Origin of the sequence: Mesorhizobium sp. WSM3626 (assembly GCF_000513935.1) — a bacterium.
Taxonomy (GTDB): Bacteria; Pseudomonadota; Alphaproteobacteria; order Rhizobiales; family Rhizobiaceae; genus Mesorhizobium; species Mesorhizobium salmacidum.
In genome coordinates, this window is the sequence record NZ_AZUY01000011.1 from 154,258 (window position 1) to 170,783 (window position 16,526).

At 64.0% G+C, this 16,526-nt stretch carries 16 protein-coding genes; 5 read left to right on the forward strand and 11 right to left on the reverse strand.

The window, feature by feature from the left end:
- Nucleotides 1-7: 7 nt before the first annotated feature.
- Both M653_RS0111840 and M653_RS0111845 read left to right on the forward strand, forming a co-directional pair.
- Nucleotides 8-1,282: an FGGY-family carbohydrate kinase gene (locus M653_RS0111840; protein ID WP_027143551.1), complete on the forward strand. Its 1,275-nt coding sequence runs from the start codon at nucleotides 8-10 to the stop codon at nucleotides 1,280-1,282.
- On the forward strand, nucleotides 1,279-2,130 hold the full coding sequence (locus M653_RS0111845) for a TIGR01459 family HAD-type hydrolase (RefSeq protein WP_027143552.1): 852 nt from the start codon (nucleotides 1,279-1,281) through the stop codon (nucleotides 2,128-2,130). The genes M653_RS0111840 and M653_RS0111845 overlap by 4 nt, the downstream gene beginning before the upstream one ends.
- On the opposite strand, the gene M653_RS0111850 is transcribed toward M653_RS0111845, so the two are convergent.
- A complete protein-coding gene (locus M653_RS0111850) occupies nucleotides 2,117-3,172 on the reverse strand; it encodes a sugar-binding domain-containing protein (RefSeq protein ID WP_027143553.1) in 1,056 nt (351 codons plus the stop codon). The genes M653_RS0111845 and M653_RS0111850 overlap by 14 nt on opposite strands.
- A 157-nt stretch (nucleotides 3,173-3,329) precedes the next feature.
- On the opposite strand from M653_RS0111850, the gene M653_RS0111855 reads away from it, so the two are divergent.
- Entirely contained in the window at nucleotides 3,330-4,130 is an 801-nt protein-coding gene (locus M653_RS0111855; protein WP_027143554.1) for a hypothetical protein, read from the forward strand.
- A 40-nt stretch (nucleotides 4,131-4,170) separates the two neighbouring features.
- Here the strand turns inward: M653_RS0111855 and ptsP are convergent, their stop codons facing one another.
- The 5 genes from ptsP to M653_RS0111880 all read right to left on the reverse strand — a co-directional run bounded on the left by ptsP (nucleotide 4,171) and on the right by M653_RS0111880 (nucleotide 9,042).
- A complete protein-coding gene (gene ptsP / locus M653_RS0111860) occupies nucleotides 4,171-6,150 on the reverse strand; it encodes a phosphoenolpyruvate--protein phosphotransferase (RefSeq protein WP_027143555.1) in 1,980 nt (659 codons plus the stop codon).
- A 151-nt stretch (nucleotides 6,151-6,301) separates the two neighbouring features.
- Nucleotides 6,302-6,682 (reverse strand): PTS glucitol/sorbitol transporter subunit IIA, encoded by a 381-nt coding sequence (locus M653_RS0111865; RefSeq protein ID WP_027143556.1) that lies wholly within the window; start codon nucleotides 6,680-6,682, stop codon nucleotides 6,302-6,304.
- A 26-nt stretch (nucleotides 6,683-6,708) separates the two neighbouring features.
- Nucleotides 6,709-7,707: a PTS glucitol/sorbitol transporter subunit IIB gene (locus M653_RS0111870; protein WP_027143557.1), complete on the reverse strand. Its 999-nt coding sequence runs from the start codon at nucleotides 7,705-7,707 to the stop codon at nucleotides 6,709-6,711.
- Between the two features lie 16 nt (nucleotides 7,708-7,723).
- A complete protein-coding gene (locus M653_RS0111875; protein ID WP_027143558.1) occupies nucleotides 7,724-8,491 on the reverse strand; it encodes a PTS glucitol/sorbitol transporter subunit IIC in 768 nt (255 codons plus the stop codon).
- A gap of 113 nt (nucleotides 8,492-8,604) precedes the next feature.
- Entirely contained in the window at nucleotides 8,605-9,042 is a 438-nt protein-coding gene (locus M653_RS0111880; RefSeq protein WP_015315467.1) for a transcriptional regulator GutM, read from the reverse strand.
- A gap of 192 nt (nucleotides 9,043-9,234) precedes the next feature.
- On the opposite strand from M653_RS0111880, the gene M653_RS0111885 reads away from it, so the two are divergent.
- Entirely contained in the window at nucleotides 9,235-9,876 is a 642-nt protein-coding gene (locus M653_RS0111885; RefSeq protein ID WP_027143559.1) for a hypothetical protein, read from the forward strand.
- Nucleotides 9,877-9,983: 107 nt separating this feature from the next.
- The gene (locus tag M653_RS0111890) at nucleotides 9,984-10,658 is read left to right on the forward strand and encodes an HAD family phosphatase (protein WP_027143560.1); all 675 of its coding nucleotides are present in this window, start codon (nucleotides 9,984-9,986) and stop codon (nucleotides 10,656-10,658) included.
- Here M653_RS0111890 and M653_RS0111895 read toward each other — a convergent pair.
- From M653_RS0111895 to M653_RS0111920, 5 genes are all read right to left on the reverse strand, one after another.
- Nucleotides 10,655-11,803 carry a DUF930 domain-containing protein gene (locus M653_RS0111895; RefSeq protein WP_027143561.1) on the reverse strand — a complete coding sequence of 383 codons (1,149 nt, stop codon included), beginning with the start codon at nucleotides 11,801-11,803 and terminating at the stop codon, nucleotides 10,655-10,657. The genes M653_RS0111890 and M653_RS0111895 overlap by 4 nt on opposite strands.
- Nucleotides 11,804-12,018: 215 nt before the next feature.
- Nucleotides 12,019-13,098, reverse strand: coding sequence for an ABC transporter ATP-binding protein (locus M653_RS0111905; protein ID WP_027143562.1), 1,080 nt, complete (start codon nucleotides 13,096-13,098; stop codon nucleotides 12,019-12,021).
- Nucleotides 13,086-14,789: an iron ABC transporter permease gene (locus tag M653_RS0111910; RefSeq protein ID WP_027143563.1), complete on the reverse strand. Its 1,704-nt coding sequence runs from the start codon at nucleotides 14,787-14,789 to the stop codon at nucleotides 13,086-13,088. Before M653_RS0111910 ends, M653_RS0111905 begins: the two co-directional genes overlap by 13 nt.
- A 143-nt stretch (nucleotides 14,790-14,932) precedes the next feature.
- The gene (locus tag M653_RS0111915) at nucleotides 14,933-15,919 is read right to left on the reverse strand and encodes an ABC transporter substrate-binding protein (RefSeq protein WP_027143564.1); all 987 of its coding nucleotides are present in this window, start codon (nucleotides 15,917-15,919) and stop codon (nucleotides 14,933-14,935) included.
- 238 nt (nucleotides 15,920-16,157) lie between these two features.
- Nucleotides 16,158-16,526, reverse strand: a 369-nt coding sequence (locus M653_RS0111920; RefSeq protein ID WP_027143565.1) for a 2-oxo acid dehydrogenase subunit E2, incomplete at its 5' end; no start/stop codon positions are given.

The following is a 16,526-nucleotide window of genomic DNA, read 5'->3' on the forward strand; positions in this document are numbered from 1 at the left end:
GGACGACATGACGCCACTTGTCGTCGGCATCGACATCGGCACCTCCGGCGCCCGCGCCGTCGCCATGCGTCAGGATTTTTCCATCGCCGGCCAATCCGCCGTGCCACTCGACAGATTTGGCCAGAACCCCCGTGATCCCCGGACTTGGTGGCAAGCGGTCCAGGCGGCGCTGGCGGATCTGCTTTCGGGCATTGACCGCGCCGCGATCCGGGCCGTCGCCGTCGACGGCACGTCGGGCACGCTGCTGCCGGTCGACATCGATGGGCGGCCGCTGGCCGAGCCGCTGATGTACAACGACAAGATCGATGACGCCGACATCCTGGCCATGGTCGCCCGTGAGGCGCCGGCGGCGAGCGCCGCCCACGGGGCGACTTCCGGCCTCGCCAAAGCCTTGCGGTTCCAGCCTCAGCCCGGCATAGCGGCCGTGCTGCACCAGGCCGACTGGATCGCCGGCAACCTGTCCGGACGCTTCGGCGTCAGCGACGAGAACAATGCGCTCAAGACCGGCTATGATGTCGAGGCCCGCCGCTGGCCGGACTGGATCGCGACCACCGGCATGCGCATGGACCTGCTGCCTGATGTCATCGAACCGGGCGATGTCACCGGCACGCTCACCGCGGCCGCCGCGGAGCTTTTCGGCCTGCCTCGCGATGTGGTCGTGGTTGCCGGCACCACTGACGGCTGTGCCTCGTTCCTGGCGACGGGCGCCACCGCGGCCGGCGACGGCGTCACCGCTTTGGGCTCCTCGCTAACCATCAAGATCCTGTCCGACCGGCCGATCTCGGCGCCGCGCTTCGGCATCTACAGCCATCGGCTCGGCGATGTTTGGCTGGCGGGCGGCGCCTCGAATTCCGGCGGCAAGGTGCTGGCGCAGCATTTTCCGCTCGCGCGGATCATCGAACTCAGCGCGATCATCGACCCCACGACCGAGACCGGCCTCGACTACTATCCGCTTGGTACGGCTGGCGAACGGTTTCCCGTGGCCGATCCGGCCTTGCCGCCGCGTCTCACCCNACGGCCCGCTGACGATGCCGATTACCTCAAGGCGATGTTCGAGGGCATGGCGGCGATTGAGGCGCTTGGTTACAGCAGGCTGGCCGAACTTGGCGCGCCGGCCCTGACCTCCATTCGCAGCGTCGGTGGCGGCGCCGCTAACCCGGTGTGGAGCGCGATCCGGCAGCGCAAGCTCGGCGTCGCGTTCCTGCCGGCATTGTCGGACGAGGCCGCCGCGGGTACGGCACGGCTGGCGCTGAAAGGCGCAAGCGAGGCAGGGCTTCTATGAATACGAAAAAGCTCGAACGTCTCGACGGCATCGGGCCGCTGGCGGAACGCTATCAGGTCTTCCTGCTCGACCAGTTTGGCGTGCTGCATGACGGGCAGGCTCCCTATCCCGGCGCGGTGGCGGCACTGTCCACGCTGAAGCGCGCCGGCAAGACCGTGGTGCTGATCTCCAATTCCGGCAAGCGCGCCCGGCCCAACGAGGCACGCCTGCTGAAGCTTGGCTTCGAGGCCGGCAGTTGGGACCATTTCGTGTCCTCCGGCGAGGTGGCGTGGCGACGTTTCCACGAGATGGCGGCAACCGGAGCCTTGCGGGCCGGCACGAGGTGCCTGCTGATCAGCCGCGACGGCGACCGCAGCGCGATCGAAGGCCTGCCCTTCGGGCTGGCGGAGGCTGGCGAAGACGCCGAACTGGTGCTGATTTCGGCCAGCGAGGGGGACCGCCACGACCTCGACCATTATCGCCGGCTGCTCGCCCCGGCGGCGGCGCGGCAAGTACCGTGCTTCTGCACCAATCCCGACAAAATCATGCTGACGGCGGGCGGACCTCGCTTCGGCGCCGGCGAGATCGCCGATCTCTACGAAACCCTGGGCGGCAAGGTCACCCGCATCGGCAAGCCCTATCCGGCGATCTTCGAGGCGGCACTCGCACTGGCCGGCGAACCAGAGCACGGCAGCGTGATCTGCGTCGGCGACAGTGTCGAACACGATGTTGCAGGCGGCAATGGTGTCGGAATCGCAACGGCGCTGGTGCTGGGTGGAATACTGGCCGGCACGCCTGACCTTGCCGCTGTTTTCGACGAACACAAGGCCTGGCCGGATTACACCACGAGTTCGTTCAGCTTTCGCTGACCGCTTCCAGCATCCGCCTTGCGCTTTCCTCGTCGGTGATCAAGATTGTCGGCGCAATCAGGTTCATGGCGCCGAGCAGCGCATCGGTCTTTTCCGCGCCGCCGGAGGTCAGAATGCGGATCGGCGCCTTGCGCAGCCGGTCGACGTTCACCGACATCACATGGTTGTTGACGGGATGGTCGACCAGATCGCCATTGCGGTCGTAGAAATGGAACAGGAGGTCGCCGACGGCGCCGCGCGCCAGCAGCGCCTCCCGGTCCGCTTCCCTGAGGAAGCCGCCGCGCGAGAAGGTGGTGGCTGAAGCGATGCCGCCAACACTCAGCAGAACGGCATCGAGCGCGTCGGCCATTTCAAAAACCTCCTGCAGACCGCAACGTTCGACCAGCGCGATCTTGGTCTCGACGCTGTCGACGACGGCCGGCGTCGGCATCAGATAGCCGTCGCCCTGGAAGATTTGGGCGAAGCGCCAGGCGAACTCGGCCGGGTTGGTCCGGCGTGCGATGCCGACGCCGCCAAGCAGCGAAATCACCTTGAAATCGGTCAGCGATTTGGCGCTGATGAACGGCAAGGTGTGGAACAGCGTATTGCCCCAGCCGACGCCGACCTGCATCCCGGACTTCATCGCGTCGGACAGGAACATGCCGGTCTTGGCGGCGATTGCCGGGATCGGGTCGGCATTGGCCGCTGTCAGCGGCGCCACCAGCGCCTGCTGCAGACCGAAGGTCTTTTCGAGCGCGCGTTCCAGCCGCACGATCTCCAGAAGCTCGCTCTCGATGGTGATCTTGACCTCGTTGCGCGACCGCGCCTCCGCCAGCATGCGCACGATGGTGACACGGCCGACCCCAAGCACGTCGGCGATCTCGTTCTGCGTCATCTGCTCGACGAAATACATCCAGGCGGCGCGGATCCTGAGGCGGTCCGTCCGGCTCTCGCTGACGACCTGCTCGGTCGCTTCGGCTCCTGCCCGCCTTTCATCGGCCCGCCTTTCATCGGCCCGCCTTTCGTCGGCCCGCCTTTCGTCGGTTTGTCGTCCCCTGGCCAAATGATCCCTCCCCCGCGGCGGCGGACGCGCGCGCCGTCGCCGATTCTGCGTGCTGGTCTAGTATCGCCTATTGATCTACCAATCGATAGGAACAATGTAGAGTCGGTGGGCGGGCCATTGTAGGTGGCCCCGCACGGCACATTCGAGGCGAACCGCGATGCTCCGACAAATCTCCGAAGATGTCCGCGTCAACCTCAAGGACCGGCTGCGGGAAGTCCGTGACATCATCCGCCAGAGCCGCCATGACGGCGCCAGCGAGGCCAGCCTGCTGCACGAAGCGACCAGCCATCTGCCGCCGTTTCCAGGCAAAGGCATCGAAGGCCTGCTCAGCCATGCCGCGAGTGCCGTCGACGAAGCGCTGTCGATCGCCGAATCCTTCGTCCCGCATGAACGTCCGATAAGGGTCGACGGAACGACCGTAAAAGGCCTCGGCACCTATTTCCCGGTAGGGGACGAAGACCAGCAATTGAGCGCCGAGCGCCTGTTCCGGCGCGACATGTATTATCTGACCAAGGCGGTGCTTGCCGGGCTGAAGATCGACCATGCCCGTATTCATGAAGCCGGGTTCGCCGCCGTCCACGCGGCCATGCGCAGGCGCCATGGCGATCTGTTGGCTGCGCTGGCCGCGCCTGGTGCTGGACTGCAGGCGATCGCGGCGACGTGTTCGGCGTTGCTGATCGAGTGCCTCGGCCAGCGCCCGATCCGTTTTGATGACACCGCCCCGGAAGCGACGGCAATGGGTGATAGGGCGCTCGACATAAGCTGCCTGGCGCCGGTCGTCCTGGCCTGCGGGCTGGCGACAAACGGCCGCAACGACGCGCCGGAGCCCGACGTGCTGGAAATCGCGATCCTGGCCGCCGATATCCGCCGCGACCGCATCATCCAGGCCTGCGCCAAAACGAGCCCGGCCGATGAATTGACACCTGTCTTCGCCACCTTGCTTGCGCATTTGCCATAAGGCCTCCTGGCGCGGTTCAGAAAACAGAGCGGCCGCAGGGCTACTCCCCGGCCGCCATCGCCATGATCGTCTTCTTGGCGCGCTGAATCGAGGCCGGGCTCATCGACAGTTCGGTGAGACCCATCTCCAGGAAGGCGGGAATGAGATCCGGCCGACCCGCCGCCTCGCCGCACATGCCCACCATGATACCGGCGGCGACGCCGGCCCTGGCCGTCAGTTCGATCGCAGACATGACGGCTGGATTGGTGACGTCGTTGAGCTTCGCAACGGTCGGGTTGAGCCGGTCGGCGGCCATGATGTACTGGGTCAGGTCGTTGGTGCCTATCGAGAAGAAAGCCACCTCCTTGGCCAGTGCCGGGGCGATCAGCACGGCGGCCGGGGTTTCGATCATCACGCCGAGATCGAACGTAGCGTGCGGCACGCCTTCGGCCTTGAGTTCGATGGCGCATTCGTCGACAAGAACGCGCGTCTGCCGCACCTCGCCAAGATCGGAAACCATCGGCAGCATCACCTTGATGTTGCCGTGTACGGCGGCCCTTAGCAGCGCCCTGAGTTGGCGCTTGAAGATATCGGGCCGGTCGAGGCACATGCGGATGCCGCGCCAGCCGAGGAACGGATTTTCCTCCTCGGGAAACTCGATGCCGGCAATCGGCTTGTCGCCGCCGATGTCGAGCGTGCGCACGATGACCGGATAAGGCGCGAAGGCCTTGGCCAGCGCCGCATAGGTCTCGGCCTGCATGTCTTCCGACGGCAGGTGCATATGGCGCATGAACAGGAGTTCGGTGCGGAACAGGCCGACACCCATGGCGCCGGCTTCCTGCGCCGCCTCGATCTCCTCGAGCGAGCCTATATTGGCCGCGACTTCGATCACCTTGCCGTCCGCCAGCTTCGGCGTCACCGTCTTGAAGGCGGCCAGGCCGGCACGTTCCGTCGCCGCCGCTTCGACACGGCCGGCGAAATCGGCGCGTGTCGCCGCATCGGGATCGATGATAACCTGGCCGGTATTGCCGTCGAGCGCTACTTCTTGCGCCGTGCGCAAGGCATTGATCCGGTCGCCAAGGCCCAGTACCGCCGGGATGCCATGCGAGCGAGCGATGATGGCGATGTGCGAAGTGGCGCCGCCATGGCCGCACACCACGCCGCCGATGCGTTTCAGCGGCGCACGCGCCAGGTCCCAGGCGCCGATGTCGTCGGCGATCAGGATGGCACCCTGCGGAATATTTTCGAGGCTGACGTCGTCTTGCCCNAGCAGCACCAGGCAGATCTGCCGTCCGACCGCATGGACATCGTCCGCCCGTGCATTGAGATAGTGATCGTCGACGGCGCTGAAATCGGCGGCGATGGTGGAAGCGGCGGTGATCGTGGCCGAGACCGCGTCATTGCCGCCATTGATCGCCTTCTCGGCCTCGCCGGTCAGGCTGTCGTCGGCGGCGATATCCCTGAGCGCCGCGACGATGCCCCGGTCACCGGCCGACAGACTATCCTGCGCCAGCGCCCGATCCATGCGCGTCTGGACGGCGGCAACGGCGGCGCGGAACCTGTCGATCTCGCCAGCGATCTCATCGGCCCGCAGCATCCGTCCCTGTCCAGCGATATCAGGCGGGAAATGCGCGAAGGCCGGCCCGATGGCGACGCCTTCGCTTGCGGCGACACCGCGCAAACCACTGCTTGCTTCGGCTGATACCGCCGGCGCGGATTGGAACGCGGGCGCCGCTTCCTTGCCTGCGTCATTCGCCGGGGCGTGGGCTTCGTCGTCGTCGAGACCCGCTTTGGGGTTCTCGAGATAGCCGATCAGCGCCTCGATCGCCTCGATGGCATCGGCGCCGTTCGCCCGCACGGTGACTTCCTGGTTTTCCTTGACCGCCAGCAGCATCAGCTTGACCGAGCTCTTGGCGCTGACCGCCTTGCCGTCCTTGACCAGTTCGACGTCGGATTCGAAAGCCTTGGCGAGCTTGACGAAGCGCGTGGCGGGACGGGCGTGCAAACCTTCATGCACTCTGACGATGGTCGAGCGTTCCATGGCAAATACTCTGCTGTTTCCTAGCAGATCGCCGTCTCACGGCGAACTGCTCTACTTCTTTGTTTTAACGCAATTCCGGACGGAAAAACCGTTTCCACTTTCCTGGAATTGCTCCAGCGCCAAAGCCAGACCGGCTGGGGCGCGAATGCTTTCAGGCGGCGATGGTGATGATCGCGTCTGTTTTCAGGGCGGCCACGAGCGCTTGTGTATCGACCTGCGATGCGCAGATCTCGCCCGGCCTTTCGGCCTCGGTGGCGCCGTTGAACGAGATGACGACGTGGCCCATCTCGAGGACCTTGCTCCAGGCGCTGGAGCCGACGGCGGTTATAACGGCCGAAACCGGGCCAAGGGTGATCGACGCGCCCTTTTCAGGCCCGCCGTCGCTGGGTCCGATCTCGGTCTTGTGGAGCACGGAAACCTCGGCAAGCTCCGGTGGCGAGCCATCCGCGAACAGGATGACCACGCCGCCCTCGGCGAGGTCCGCCACTTCGGGTCCTATTGCCGTGACCCGTGTCTTGAGAAGAACCGACATATGGCGAACCTCGTTATTTCTGGTGTTTAGAACACGATCAGGGAGACGATCCAGGCGATCAGCACCGAGACCGGCCCCATGATCTGGCGGCTGATGAGCACCGCCGGCACGCCGATTTCGATGGTTTTCGGCTTGGCTTCACCCAGTGCAAGGCCGACAGGAACGAAGTCGCAGCCGACTTGGGTGTTGTAGGCAAACAGCGCCGGCAGCGCCATTGCCGGCGAAATCGTGCCGTTGGCGATCTGCGGGCCGATGATGGCGACGCCGATGACCTGCGCGATGACCGCGCCTGGCCCCAGGATGGGCGACAGGAACGGCAGGCCGCAGATGGCCGAGATGACCAGCAGGCCGACGATGTTGTTGGCCAGCGGTCCCATCGGCTGCGCCAGCACGTCGCCGATGCCGGTGTACAGGATCAGGCCGATAAGCATGGTCACGAAGGCCATGAACGGCAGCACGTTGCGGACGACCTGGTCGATGGTCCGGCGGCCGGCATTGAAGAAAATGCCGACGACACGACCCATGACGCGGCCGATCGTGCTGATGAACCCGATCAAGCCACCTTCGCTGGGCAGCGCCGTCGGCGTCGCAGTGTTGTTGGTAGAACTCATCGACGCTGCTCCCCCCGCAGTTGTGACCGCCTCGGAACCGTCCGCCATTGTGACATTGGCCGGTTTCACGCCCGAAACGTAGATATCCTCAGTGATGAACTGGGCGAGCGGCCCAGCCTGGCCGACCGGCGTCAGGTTGACGGTCGGGATACGCTTGCGCGGATAGACGCCGCATCGCGCGGTGCCACCGCAATCGACGACGACAACCGCCATCTCGCCTTCCACCGGCGGCGCCTTGAAACCGTCTACGGCTGTGGCGCCGGTCATGTCGGCGATGAGCTGGGCCACGGGATGGATCCCGCCACCGGTGACGGAGACGACCTTGTCGCGCTGCGCGGTCGGCTCGATGACGAGCGGGCCGCCCCAGCCGGTGGAACCCCGGGATACTTTTACGGCTTTGTATGTCTTGGCCATGATGTCCTCCCCGCCCTTACAGCTCAACGCCCTGGCGGCGTGCCATGATGGCTGTGATGCGCTCGGTCAGCATGCCCTTGAGCAGGATGACGACGAGACCAACGATCGCGTACCAGATCGCCACCTTGACGTGGTAACCGGCGACGACAACGCCCCGCTTCTCGAGATCGAGCAAGGCAACGAGCATGCCTCCCCAGACGAAATATTCGCCAGGGTTGATGTGCGGGAAAAGGCCGAGCGGCGGATGCACGTAGGACACGGCCGCGTCGTAGAAGGCGGGCTTGTGCTTCTCTTCCAGAAACGACCCGAAGGTGTAGGCCATCGGGTTGGTGAGGAAAAACACCGCCAGCAGCGGCAGCACGGTATAGCGGGTCAGCGCGATGCGGCCAGCACCACGCGCCAGGCCGTGGACACGCTCTTCGCCTACCAGTTCGGTGACGGCGTAGAAGGCTGTCATCAGCACGACAAGTGTCGGGATGATGCCGGTGACAAAGCCGGCGAAAACCTCGCCGCCCTTCTGGAAGATGCCGATGAAGTACTTGCCGATGGCAGTGAGCCAGCCAAGCTGCTCCTCCTGCTGCACATTTTTCAGCTGTTCCTTCAGCTGCTCGGCGGTAACCGGCGCCCCGTCGGTCTGCGCCTGCGCAAGGATCACGAGATGATCGGAAGCATGCTCGACGGCGAGCCTGCCATGCAATGCAGCGTCCGAAACCATGGCACCCGCGATATGCAGGTTATGCACGGCCATGTCGGCATGCTGCGCCAACAACGAAAATACAGACATTTCTCCTCCTTATGCCGGCCCGCCGGTTGATCCCAGTCGGCGCACGGCCTCCTCTATCCCTTTGATCCAGAGGCGGATTCAGATTTCAGGTTTGACCTGGAAATCATCCGACTCTAGGCCCTTGCTACATTCAAGCCGGCCAGGCCCGGCTTCTTCCCCGGCTCCGACCGTGCTTTGTCGATCTGTTCGATCGCCCGCTTCACGGCCTCGGCCACACCGGGTTCCCCCTCCCCCATGATCGCAGGGTTGGACCGGAGTCGATCGAGGGGGACACCCTCGAATTCTTCATGTCGCTTGAATTTGGTGAACACGGAACGGCCGCTCATCACCATCATGCGGCGCACGATCAGGTCGGGCGTAACCACGACCAGCGCGATTGTTCCCTTGGCAAATCGGCCCCGAAAATTGCCAGCTCCGACGAAGCCATCCTTGTACTGATCGGTGACGCCCCGAAAGACATCCGAATAGTGCCGCATCTGCAGCCAGACGCCGAGCGACTGCAACGCCCACACAATAACCAGCAGGAGCAGTCCCCACTGCCAAATCGCCATTCGGTTCTCCTCCCGAAGCCTCAGTCGAGGCGCACCTTGGACCGGCACGCGACAACAGCAAAGTGAGAACATTTGTTTCCGCGAATGTCAATATGTATGATATTAGCCTCAACCACGGTCATCCACAGGGCCGCCGCGCGATTTCGGCGGGGGCACGACTGTGCTAGCCTGTGGGGAAACGGGATACAGGAAATGGAACTGCCCTTCAGGGATGAACTTGCCCTCATGCCCGATCTGCGCCACCGGCTTCGGCAGTTGCGCTGGTTCCGCGCCACCTTCCGCGGCAGCGCCAAGGTGGTTTCGGACACATTCGGCGTACGCTTCGAAATCGACGAGGCGAAGCTGACCCGGGCTTTTCTCGACTGGATCGAGGTGATGGAAGCGCAGAAGCGCTTCGCCGCGATCGACCGCGCCGATTTCATCGTCTTTGCCGCCGGCCTCGTGCTGCGCGAACTGATCAAGCAGGCGCCGGCCAGGGAGATCTCCGGCCTTACCCAGCTCATCGAAACGGATCAGAATGCCGGCACGCTGGACATCATCCGCTTCTGGCCGGAAGGCTTTCTCTACACCAACTACTGCGTCTCGGTGATTTCGGCCATCTACGAGCAGGAGTTCGGTTCAGCGCCTAGCATCGACAAATGCGCCGACGACCTGCGCACCTGGTGGTCCTATCGCGAAAACGTCACCGAAATGCCGGCTTATGCCGTGGCTTTCCTCGACCGCTTCCTGGGTGCGGAACCGAACTGGATCACGCCCGACCGTGCGCAGTCGCGGCAGGCCATGCAACGAGCGTTGGGGTCCTCCCGCGCCAGCGACGCCTTGCGCCAGCTTTGAATTGGCCTCTATTGCCCCTATTCACGAGGCCGTGAGTGCCCGCCATTGAACATTTGACTTTTTGTCGATAGCGATGTGCCAAATCTGACAGAGGCCGGGAGAAACGCGTGGCGCCGTCAAGACTGATCATTTTCGATTGCGACGGCGTTCTCGTCGACAGCGAGCCACTGGCCGCCAAGGCCTATGAACGTGTCTACGATAAGCATGGCATGCCGGGCGTTCACGGCGGTATCATCGCCCAGTGCGTCGGCATGAAGCAGGCCGACATCATCGTCAGGATCAAGGAATTGACCGGCCATCAGTTTCCCGCGACGGCCGATGGCGATATCTGGGCCGAGACTAAAGCCCTGTTTTCGCAGGAATTGAAGCCGACACCGGGAATCACCGCATTCCTGGAAACGCTCGAGGGCGGCAGTTGCGTTGCCTCGTCGTCCTCCGTCGAGCGCATCAACCACAGCCTGGCCATCACCGGACTGGCGCGGTTCTTCGGCGATGCGATCTACAGCTCCTCGATGGTCAAGAACGGCAAGCCGGCGCCGGACATCTTCCTGTTCGCCGCTGCGAAGATGGGTGCCAACCCGGCGGACTGCATCGTCATCGAGGATTCACCTTTCGGCATCCAGGCCGCGGTCGCCGCCGGCATGACCGCGATCGGCTATATCGGTGGCGGACATACTTATGCGGAACATGGCGCACGGCTGACGGCCGCCGGTGCTGATTTCATCTGCGCCGACTGGCATGAAGTTAGCCGGCAATTGTCGGGGCTCGGCGTGCCGGCCTAGCGAGCGGGTAGTCCAAGGCGCGCCCATTCGCCAGGCGGAATCACAGCTCCGACGCGGAAGTCGAAGGACAAGACCCTGGTCGCGTCGCTGTCGACCTCGCAGCGGAAGCCCAGATGGTACCATGTGGTTGAGGTACGGAAAGCAACGTCAGGGGCGTCAAGAACATTGCCGGCCTTCAGCGGAACACTTGGGATCAAAATGGGAAAATAGGAGGCGTCCAGCAATTGCTGCTGCAACGCGCTGGCGCAAAGTTTGGCACCACGCTGACCGCGAGGCACGCCACCCATCGAGGTCGTGGCCAGCGCGTCACCCGTAGCGCCCTGCGAGTAAAGCCTGCGAACGCCCGGAAGGCCTGAATACCTGCGCGATGCGGCGCTGGCTACATCAGTGGAACCTGGGCTTCCGGCGCCCCCACTTCGGGACTTCGCAACCTTTGAGGAGCTGGGCTTCGGTGTATTTGTCGGTTTAGGCTCCGGCTTCGCAGCCGACATTGGAAGCTCGACCTCACCGTCCCCGTCGGTGGCCAGCGGCGTTGGTGCCGCGCCTGTCTGCTTGGCGGCATCCTGCGATCCCGCCTGTTGTTTGGCGGCCTGCTGCTTATCTGCGTCCTGGGTCAGAGTTGCCTGCTTGTCCTGCGCGGGCTCGGTGTCCTTCGCGTGGGCTACCGGCTTTTCGCCGGCCTCAGCTGAATCCGCCGGCTTCTCGGTGCCTGCCGGCACGCCGGATTGGGTCTCAGCAGGCTTCTGCACGACCGGCGGTTTCGCATCCTTGGTCGGCGACGACGGACTGTCTTGAGCGCTGGTCCCATCCAGGGATTTCCGGGGGCCCGCATCCTTGTCGCCGAACTGAAAAACAGGCTTCAGCACCTCGATTGGCGGAGGCTTCTGCGGCTGCGGAGCCGGCTTTTCAACTTTCTGCTCAGGCGGTTTTTCAACCTTCGGTTCCGGTGGCTTAGGGGCCGGTTTCGGTTTTGGCTGCTCGGGCGGGGGCACGAGCGCGACATTGACCGGTTCCTCCTCCTGCGGCTGTTGGCGAGGCGTGGGCAGGCCATAGATCAGGAGCCCCGCGACAAGCGCATGCAGGATCAGCGATGCGGGGATACCCCACAGCAAATTCCGACGCCGCTCTCCTGTCTCGCCCTTCATCCTGACCGATGTGGAATGAAATAGCGGCGGCTTCAAGCATAAGCATTGGATTGGCGCAATTTGGCCGCTGACAGGTTGGTGATCTGGATCACCACGAGCAGATCCGTGTTAGCGAGGCGTCGGCACGACATCGAGCAGGATGCGATCATTGCCGCGGCTCGCGGCGAGGCTGGTGCGGCCCTTTTCGCCGAAACCGCCAAGCAGGTCCAGCATCATCAAAAGGCTGTTCCTGCCGCCGGGATCAGCCAGCCGGATTTTATGCGCAGGCGCGCCTGCGCCCCGTTCTCCAGCACAACCGGATCGGGCTGCTCGAAATGCAAGATGAGGTCGGGACCGGCCTTGGGCGAGAATTCGATACGCGCCGCGCCACCTTGGTAAACCGCCCGCTTGACGAGACCGTCAAAGCCCGAGGCATCGGCCGAAATCTCGATGTCGGCGGAGCGGCAGCAGATTTTGGCGCCGGCGCGCGGCCGCTCGCCAGGCCGGCAGCGGACCACCAGCTCGCTTCCGAGAACCCGGACCTTGCAATGGCCGCTTTCCTCGCCCGTCAGCACGTCCGCCGTCAGCAGGATGCCTTGCGAAATGAAGGAGGCGACCATTTCATTTGCCGGCTCATGATAGAGGTCGCGCGGCCTCGCAAGCTGCACCAGGCGTCCACGATCCATCACCGCGATGCGGTCGGCCAGCGCCATCGCCTCGGTCTGGTCATGGGTGATGTAGACGATGGTCGTGCCCGTGCGCTCGTGGAAGGCGGCGAACTCGTCCTCCATCGAGGCCCTGAGATGCACGTCGAGGTTGGCGAGCGGCTCGTCGAACAGCACCAGCGAGGGTGCCGCCACCAGGCATCGCGCCAATGCCACGCGCTGCCGCTGGCCGCCGGAAAGATTGGCGGGCCTGCGCTCACCCAGGCCCTGCAGATTGACCAAGGCAAGCGCGTCTTCCACTTTTTGACGCGCAACCGCCTTGTCGAGCTTGGCCACCTTCAGCGAATAGCCGATATTCTCGGCGACACTCATGTGCGGCCACAGTGCGTAATTCTGGAAGACGATGCCGACGCGCCGCCTTTCCGGCCCGACGCTGCCGCCGCTGTTCGAAACGACGTCGCCGCCGATGCGGATTTCGCCCGAGGTCACTTTCTCGAAACCGGCGATCAGCCGCAGCAACGTCGTCTTGCCGCAGCCGGAAGGTCCGAGCACCGCCAGAAACTCGCCGTCAGCGACATCGATCGAGACATCCTTCACGGCATCGAAATCGGCGAAGCTCTTGGTCACATGGTCCAGGGTCAGTCGCGCCATGGCAGAACTCCGTTCGGAAGATGAGGGGCAAGTAGGTTGGTCACCAGCATCAGCGCGAAGGTGACGGCGACCGTGACGACTGACATCGTCGCCGCGTAGTTGGAATCGCCGCCCTGCTCGAAGGAAAACATCACCACGCCGATGGTCTCCGAACCCGAGGACCACAGCAATGCCGAGACCGTGAGTTCACTAAGCGCCGTCATGAAAATCAAAAGGCCACCGGCGACCGCAGCCGGCGCGACCAGCGGAAAGATGATGGTGCGCATGCGCGTGAACAGGCCGGCGCCCGCCACCTGCGCTGCCTCCTCCAGTGCCCGGTCGATCTGGTGATAGCCGCTGATGGTCGGCCGCAGCGCCAGCACCAGGAAACGGGCGAGATAGGCATAGAGGATGATCCAGACAGTGTTGTACAGCTGGATGCCGGTCAGCGGGATTGGCCGCAGGAACAACAGCAGGGAAGCGATCGCCAGCACCACGCCGGGCAAGGCGTAGGGCAGTTCGACCGAGAGATTGAGCAGCCGCACCCAGCGCTGCTTGCCCCAGGCGATGAGATAGCCAACCGGCACGGCAACGATGACGGCGAAGAACGCTGCCGCGATCGACAGCCAGAAACTGTTGAAGAAGGCGCGAGTGGCGGCATCATGCTCGAACAGCACGAAACGGTAATTGTCGAGCGTCGCCGTCTTGGCGGTGAGCGCAATGCCGTAGCCCGGCACCAGCGAGGTCAGCACCAGCCCGAACAGCGGCAGGACCAGCACCAATACGATGAGCAGCCACATGCCGGCCTGGACGACCGGCCGCCAGCGGCCCAGTTCATAAGGTTCGGCCGGCAGCGATGTCGAAGAGATGCGGTAGTCGCGGCGGCGGCTCATCACCTCCTGGGCGAGGATGCCGGCCATGGCGATCATGCCGATCAGCACGGACAGGAACGCGGTCTCGCCAAGCACCGCTGGACCGCCGCCGGCCAACTTCTGATAGATGAGCGTCGGCAGCACCAGGTAGTTGGCGGGAATGCCGAGAAAGGCCGGAATGCCGAAATTGCCGACGCAGGAGACGAAGGCAAGTGCTGCCGCCGCCATGATGGAGGGCGTCATCAAGGGCAGGACGATGGTGGCCAGTACGGTGAACCAGTTTGCACCGCCGGCACGTGCGGCCTCGACCAGTTCGCGCGGCAGCTTGCGCAGGCCGGCACGCACCAGCAGGAAGACCAGCGGCCCGTACTGTACGCCAAGCAGCAGGATGATGCCCGAGGTCGAATAGAGCGGGTTCTTCGTGCCGAGCGGGGGAGCCGCCCCGAAAAGCTTGAGGAACGGGCTCGCCGGGCCGAACAGTTGCAGCCAGGCCAGCGCCGTCACCTGCGGCGCGATCATCAGCGGCATGACGTAGCAGAGCACCAGGGCGCTTCGGCAGCGTATGTCGGTCAGCGAGACGAGCACGGCCACCAGTGTTCCCGAAAGCACCGCCAGAAGCGTGCCGCCGATGCCGACGACCAGCGTGTGCCAGGTCGCGATCCAGGTTGCCGGGCTTCTCAGCCCGGCTTCCACGGCCGCGGTCGACAAGATGCCGCCGGGCGCCACGATCTCCTTGACGAGGCGTAGCATGGGCAACATCGAAAGCAGGACGATGACGACGGCCGCCGCCGCCGTCAGGACCATTTCCTGGCCACGGCTTTCCCTGATGCGTGTCGGCATGATTGCGTTTCCTGGGGTCAATGCGACCGGGTGCGGTTCATTTTCGGCGCAATTCCGGACGGAAAACGCTTCGCACTTTTCCTGGAATTGCTCTGGCGAAGCGAGCGGGATGCCGCTGCCGGCATGCCGCCGCGATCGACGGTTCAGCCGCCGAACAGTTCCTGGAATTTCGCCTTGTCGGCGTCGGTCTTGGCGACGATCGCCTTGGTGTCGAACTTCATCACCTTGACCTTGACGCCTTCCGGCAGCCAGTCGGGACGGCCGACCGAGGCGCGTGCCGGCAGGTAGCCCATAGACAGCGCCAGCTTCTGGCCCTCATCGCACAGAATGAAGTCGACGAACTTCTTGGCGCCATCGACGTTCTTGGCGGTCTTCATGATGGCGACCGGCTCGGTCACGGCAGGCACGCCTTCGCTAGGGAACACGAACTCGACCGGCGAGCCCTTCTTCTTGGCGTTCATCGCCATGAAATCGACGAGGATGCCATAGGGCTTCTCGCCCGAAGCCACCGACTTCAGTACCGCGCCATTGCCGCGCACGCTGACGGTATTGTTGGTCTTCAGCTTCTGGAAGAAATCCCAGCCATAGTTGGTATCGCCGGCGAAGCCCGAAAGCAGGTAGGCGGCCGCACCCGAATAGAGCGGGCTTGGCATGACCAGGCCATCGGCATAGGCCGGCTTGGCGAGATCGGCCCAATGCTGCGGCTTTTCGGCGGCGGCGGTGTTGTAGACAATGCCGGTGGTGATCAGCTTGCTGCCGAAATAGGTCTTGTCGGCATCATAGGCATCCGCGTCGACCCCGTCGAGCTTGGCCTCGGGATAGGCCATCAGCCTGTCGTCCTTCTTCAGCAGTTCCATCGAGACCGCGTCGGCGATGAGCAGCACGTCGGGCTGCGGGCTGCCTGCGGCGAACTCGGCCGCCATCTTGGTCAGGATGTCGCTGGTTCCGGAGCGATAGATGGTGACGTCGATGCCGGGCTGCGCCTTCTTGAAGGCATCCACCGTCTTGGCCGCGTCCGCTTCCGGCTGGGATGTGTAGAGCGTCAGTGTTTCGGCATTTGCCACGCCGGCGAACAAAGTTGCCGCGAGCGCCAGCTGGCTGGCCAACAGCTTGATGAATAGCGTCTTCATGAGACCTCCTGTCCTGTCTGTGCATGACCGGTCTGGCCCCTGACCAGCACCCCGTCTCTTCCTCCCTGCACGGCGCATATGACTGGTGGATGACACAGCGCATCAAGGCTTGGATCAACATGAGATCATGGCCGCCTTCTCGCGCGAGAGGCGCGTCGACGCCCGACAGGCGCTTTGTGTAAGGCTCCGCCGGGAGGAGCCTGGGCGGGAGGTCATCCGATAAAGCCGGAGATCGGTGCTACACCAGCATGCCCATCGGATTTTCGATCAGCTTCTTGAAGGCGACCAGCAGTTCGGCACCCAGGGCTCCGTCGACGGCGCGATGATCGGTCGACAGCGTCACCGACATCACCGTGGCTATTTTGATCTCGCCGTTCTTGACCACCGCCCGCTCCTCGCCGGCGCCGACCGCCAGGATCGTCGCATGCGGCGGGTTGATCACCGCGGCGAAGTCCTTGATGCCGAACATGCCGAGATTGGAGACCGCGGTCGTGCCACCCTGATACTCCTCCGGCTTCAGCTTGCGGCTGCGGGCGCGGCTGGCCAGATCCTTCATCTCGTTGGAGATGACGGACAGCGTCTTTTCGTCCGCATGCCGGATGATCGG

What these genes read in the sequence shown, in the direction of transcription:
- M653_RS0111845 (WP_027143552.1), top strand. Translation starts at nt 1,279, where the DNA reads ATGAATACGAAAAAGCTCGAACGTCTCGACGGCATCGGGCCGCTGGCG.
- M653_RS0111855 (WP_027143554.1), top strand. Translation starts at nt 3,330, where the DNA reads ATGCTCCGACAAATCTCCGAAGATGTCCGCGTCAACCTCAAGGACCGG.
- M653_RS0111865 (WP_027143556.1), bottom strand. Translation starts at nt 6,682, where the DNA reads ATGTCGGTTCTTCTCAAGACACGGGTCACGGCAATAGGACCCGAAGTG.
- M653_RS0111870 (WP_027143557.1), bottom strand. Translation starts at nt 7,707, where the DNA reads ATGGCCAAGACATACAAAGCCGTAAAAGTATCCCGGGGTTCCACCGGC.
- M653_RS0111875 (WP_027143558.1), bottom strand. Translation starts at nt 8,491, where the DNA reads ATGTCTGTATTTTCGTTGTTGGCGCAGCATGCCGACATGGCCGTGCAT.
- M653_RS0111880 (WP_015315467.1), bottom strand. Translation starts at nt 9,042, where the DNA reads ATGGCGATTTGGCAGTGGGGACTGCTCCTGCTGGTTATTGTGTGGGCG.
- M653_RS0111885 (WP_027143559.1), top strand. Translation starts at nt 9,235, where the DNA reads ATGGAACTGCCCTTCAGGGATGAACTTGCCCTCATGCCCGATCTGCGC.
- M653_RS0111895 (WP_027143561.1), bottom strand. Translation starts at nt 11,803, where the DNA reads ATGAAGGGCGAGACAGGAGAGCGGCGTCGGAATTTGCTGTGGGGTATC.
- M653_RS0111905 (WP_027143562.1), bottom strand. Translation starts at nt 13,098, where the DNA reads ATGGCGCGACTGACCCTGGACCATGTGACCAAGAGCTTCGCCGATTTC.
- M653_RS0111910 (WP_027143563.1), bottom strand. Translation starts at nt 14,789, where the DNA reads ATGCCGACACGCATCAGGGAAAGCCGTGGCCAGGAAATGGTCCTGACG.
- M653_RS0111915 (WP_027143564.1), bottom strand. Translation starts at nt 15,919, where the DNA reads ATGAAGACGCTATTCATCAAGCTGTTGGCCAGCCAGCTGGCGCTCGCG.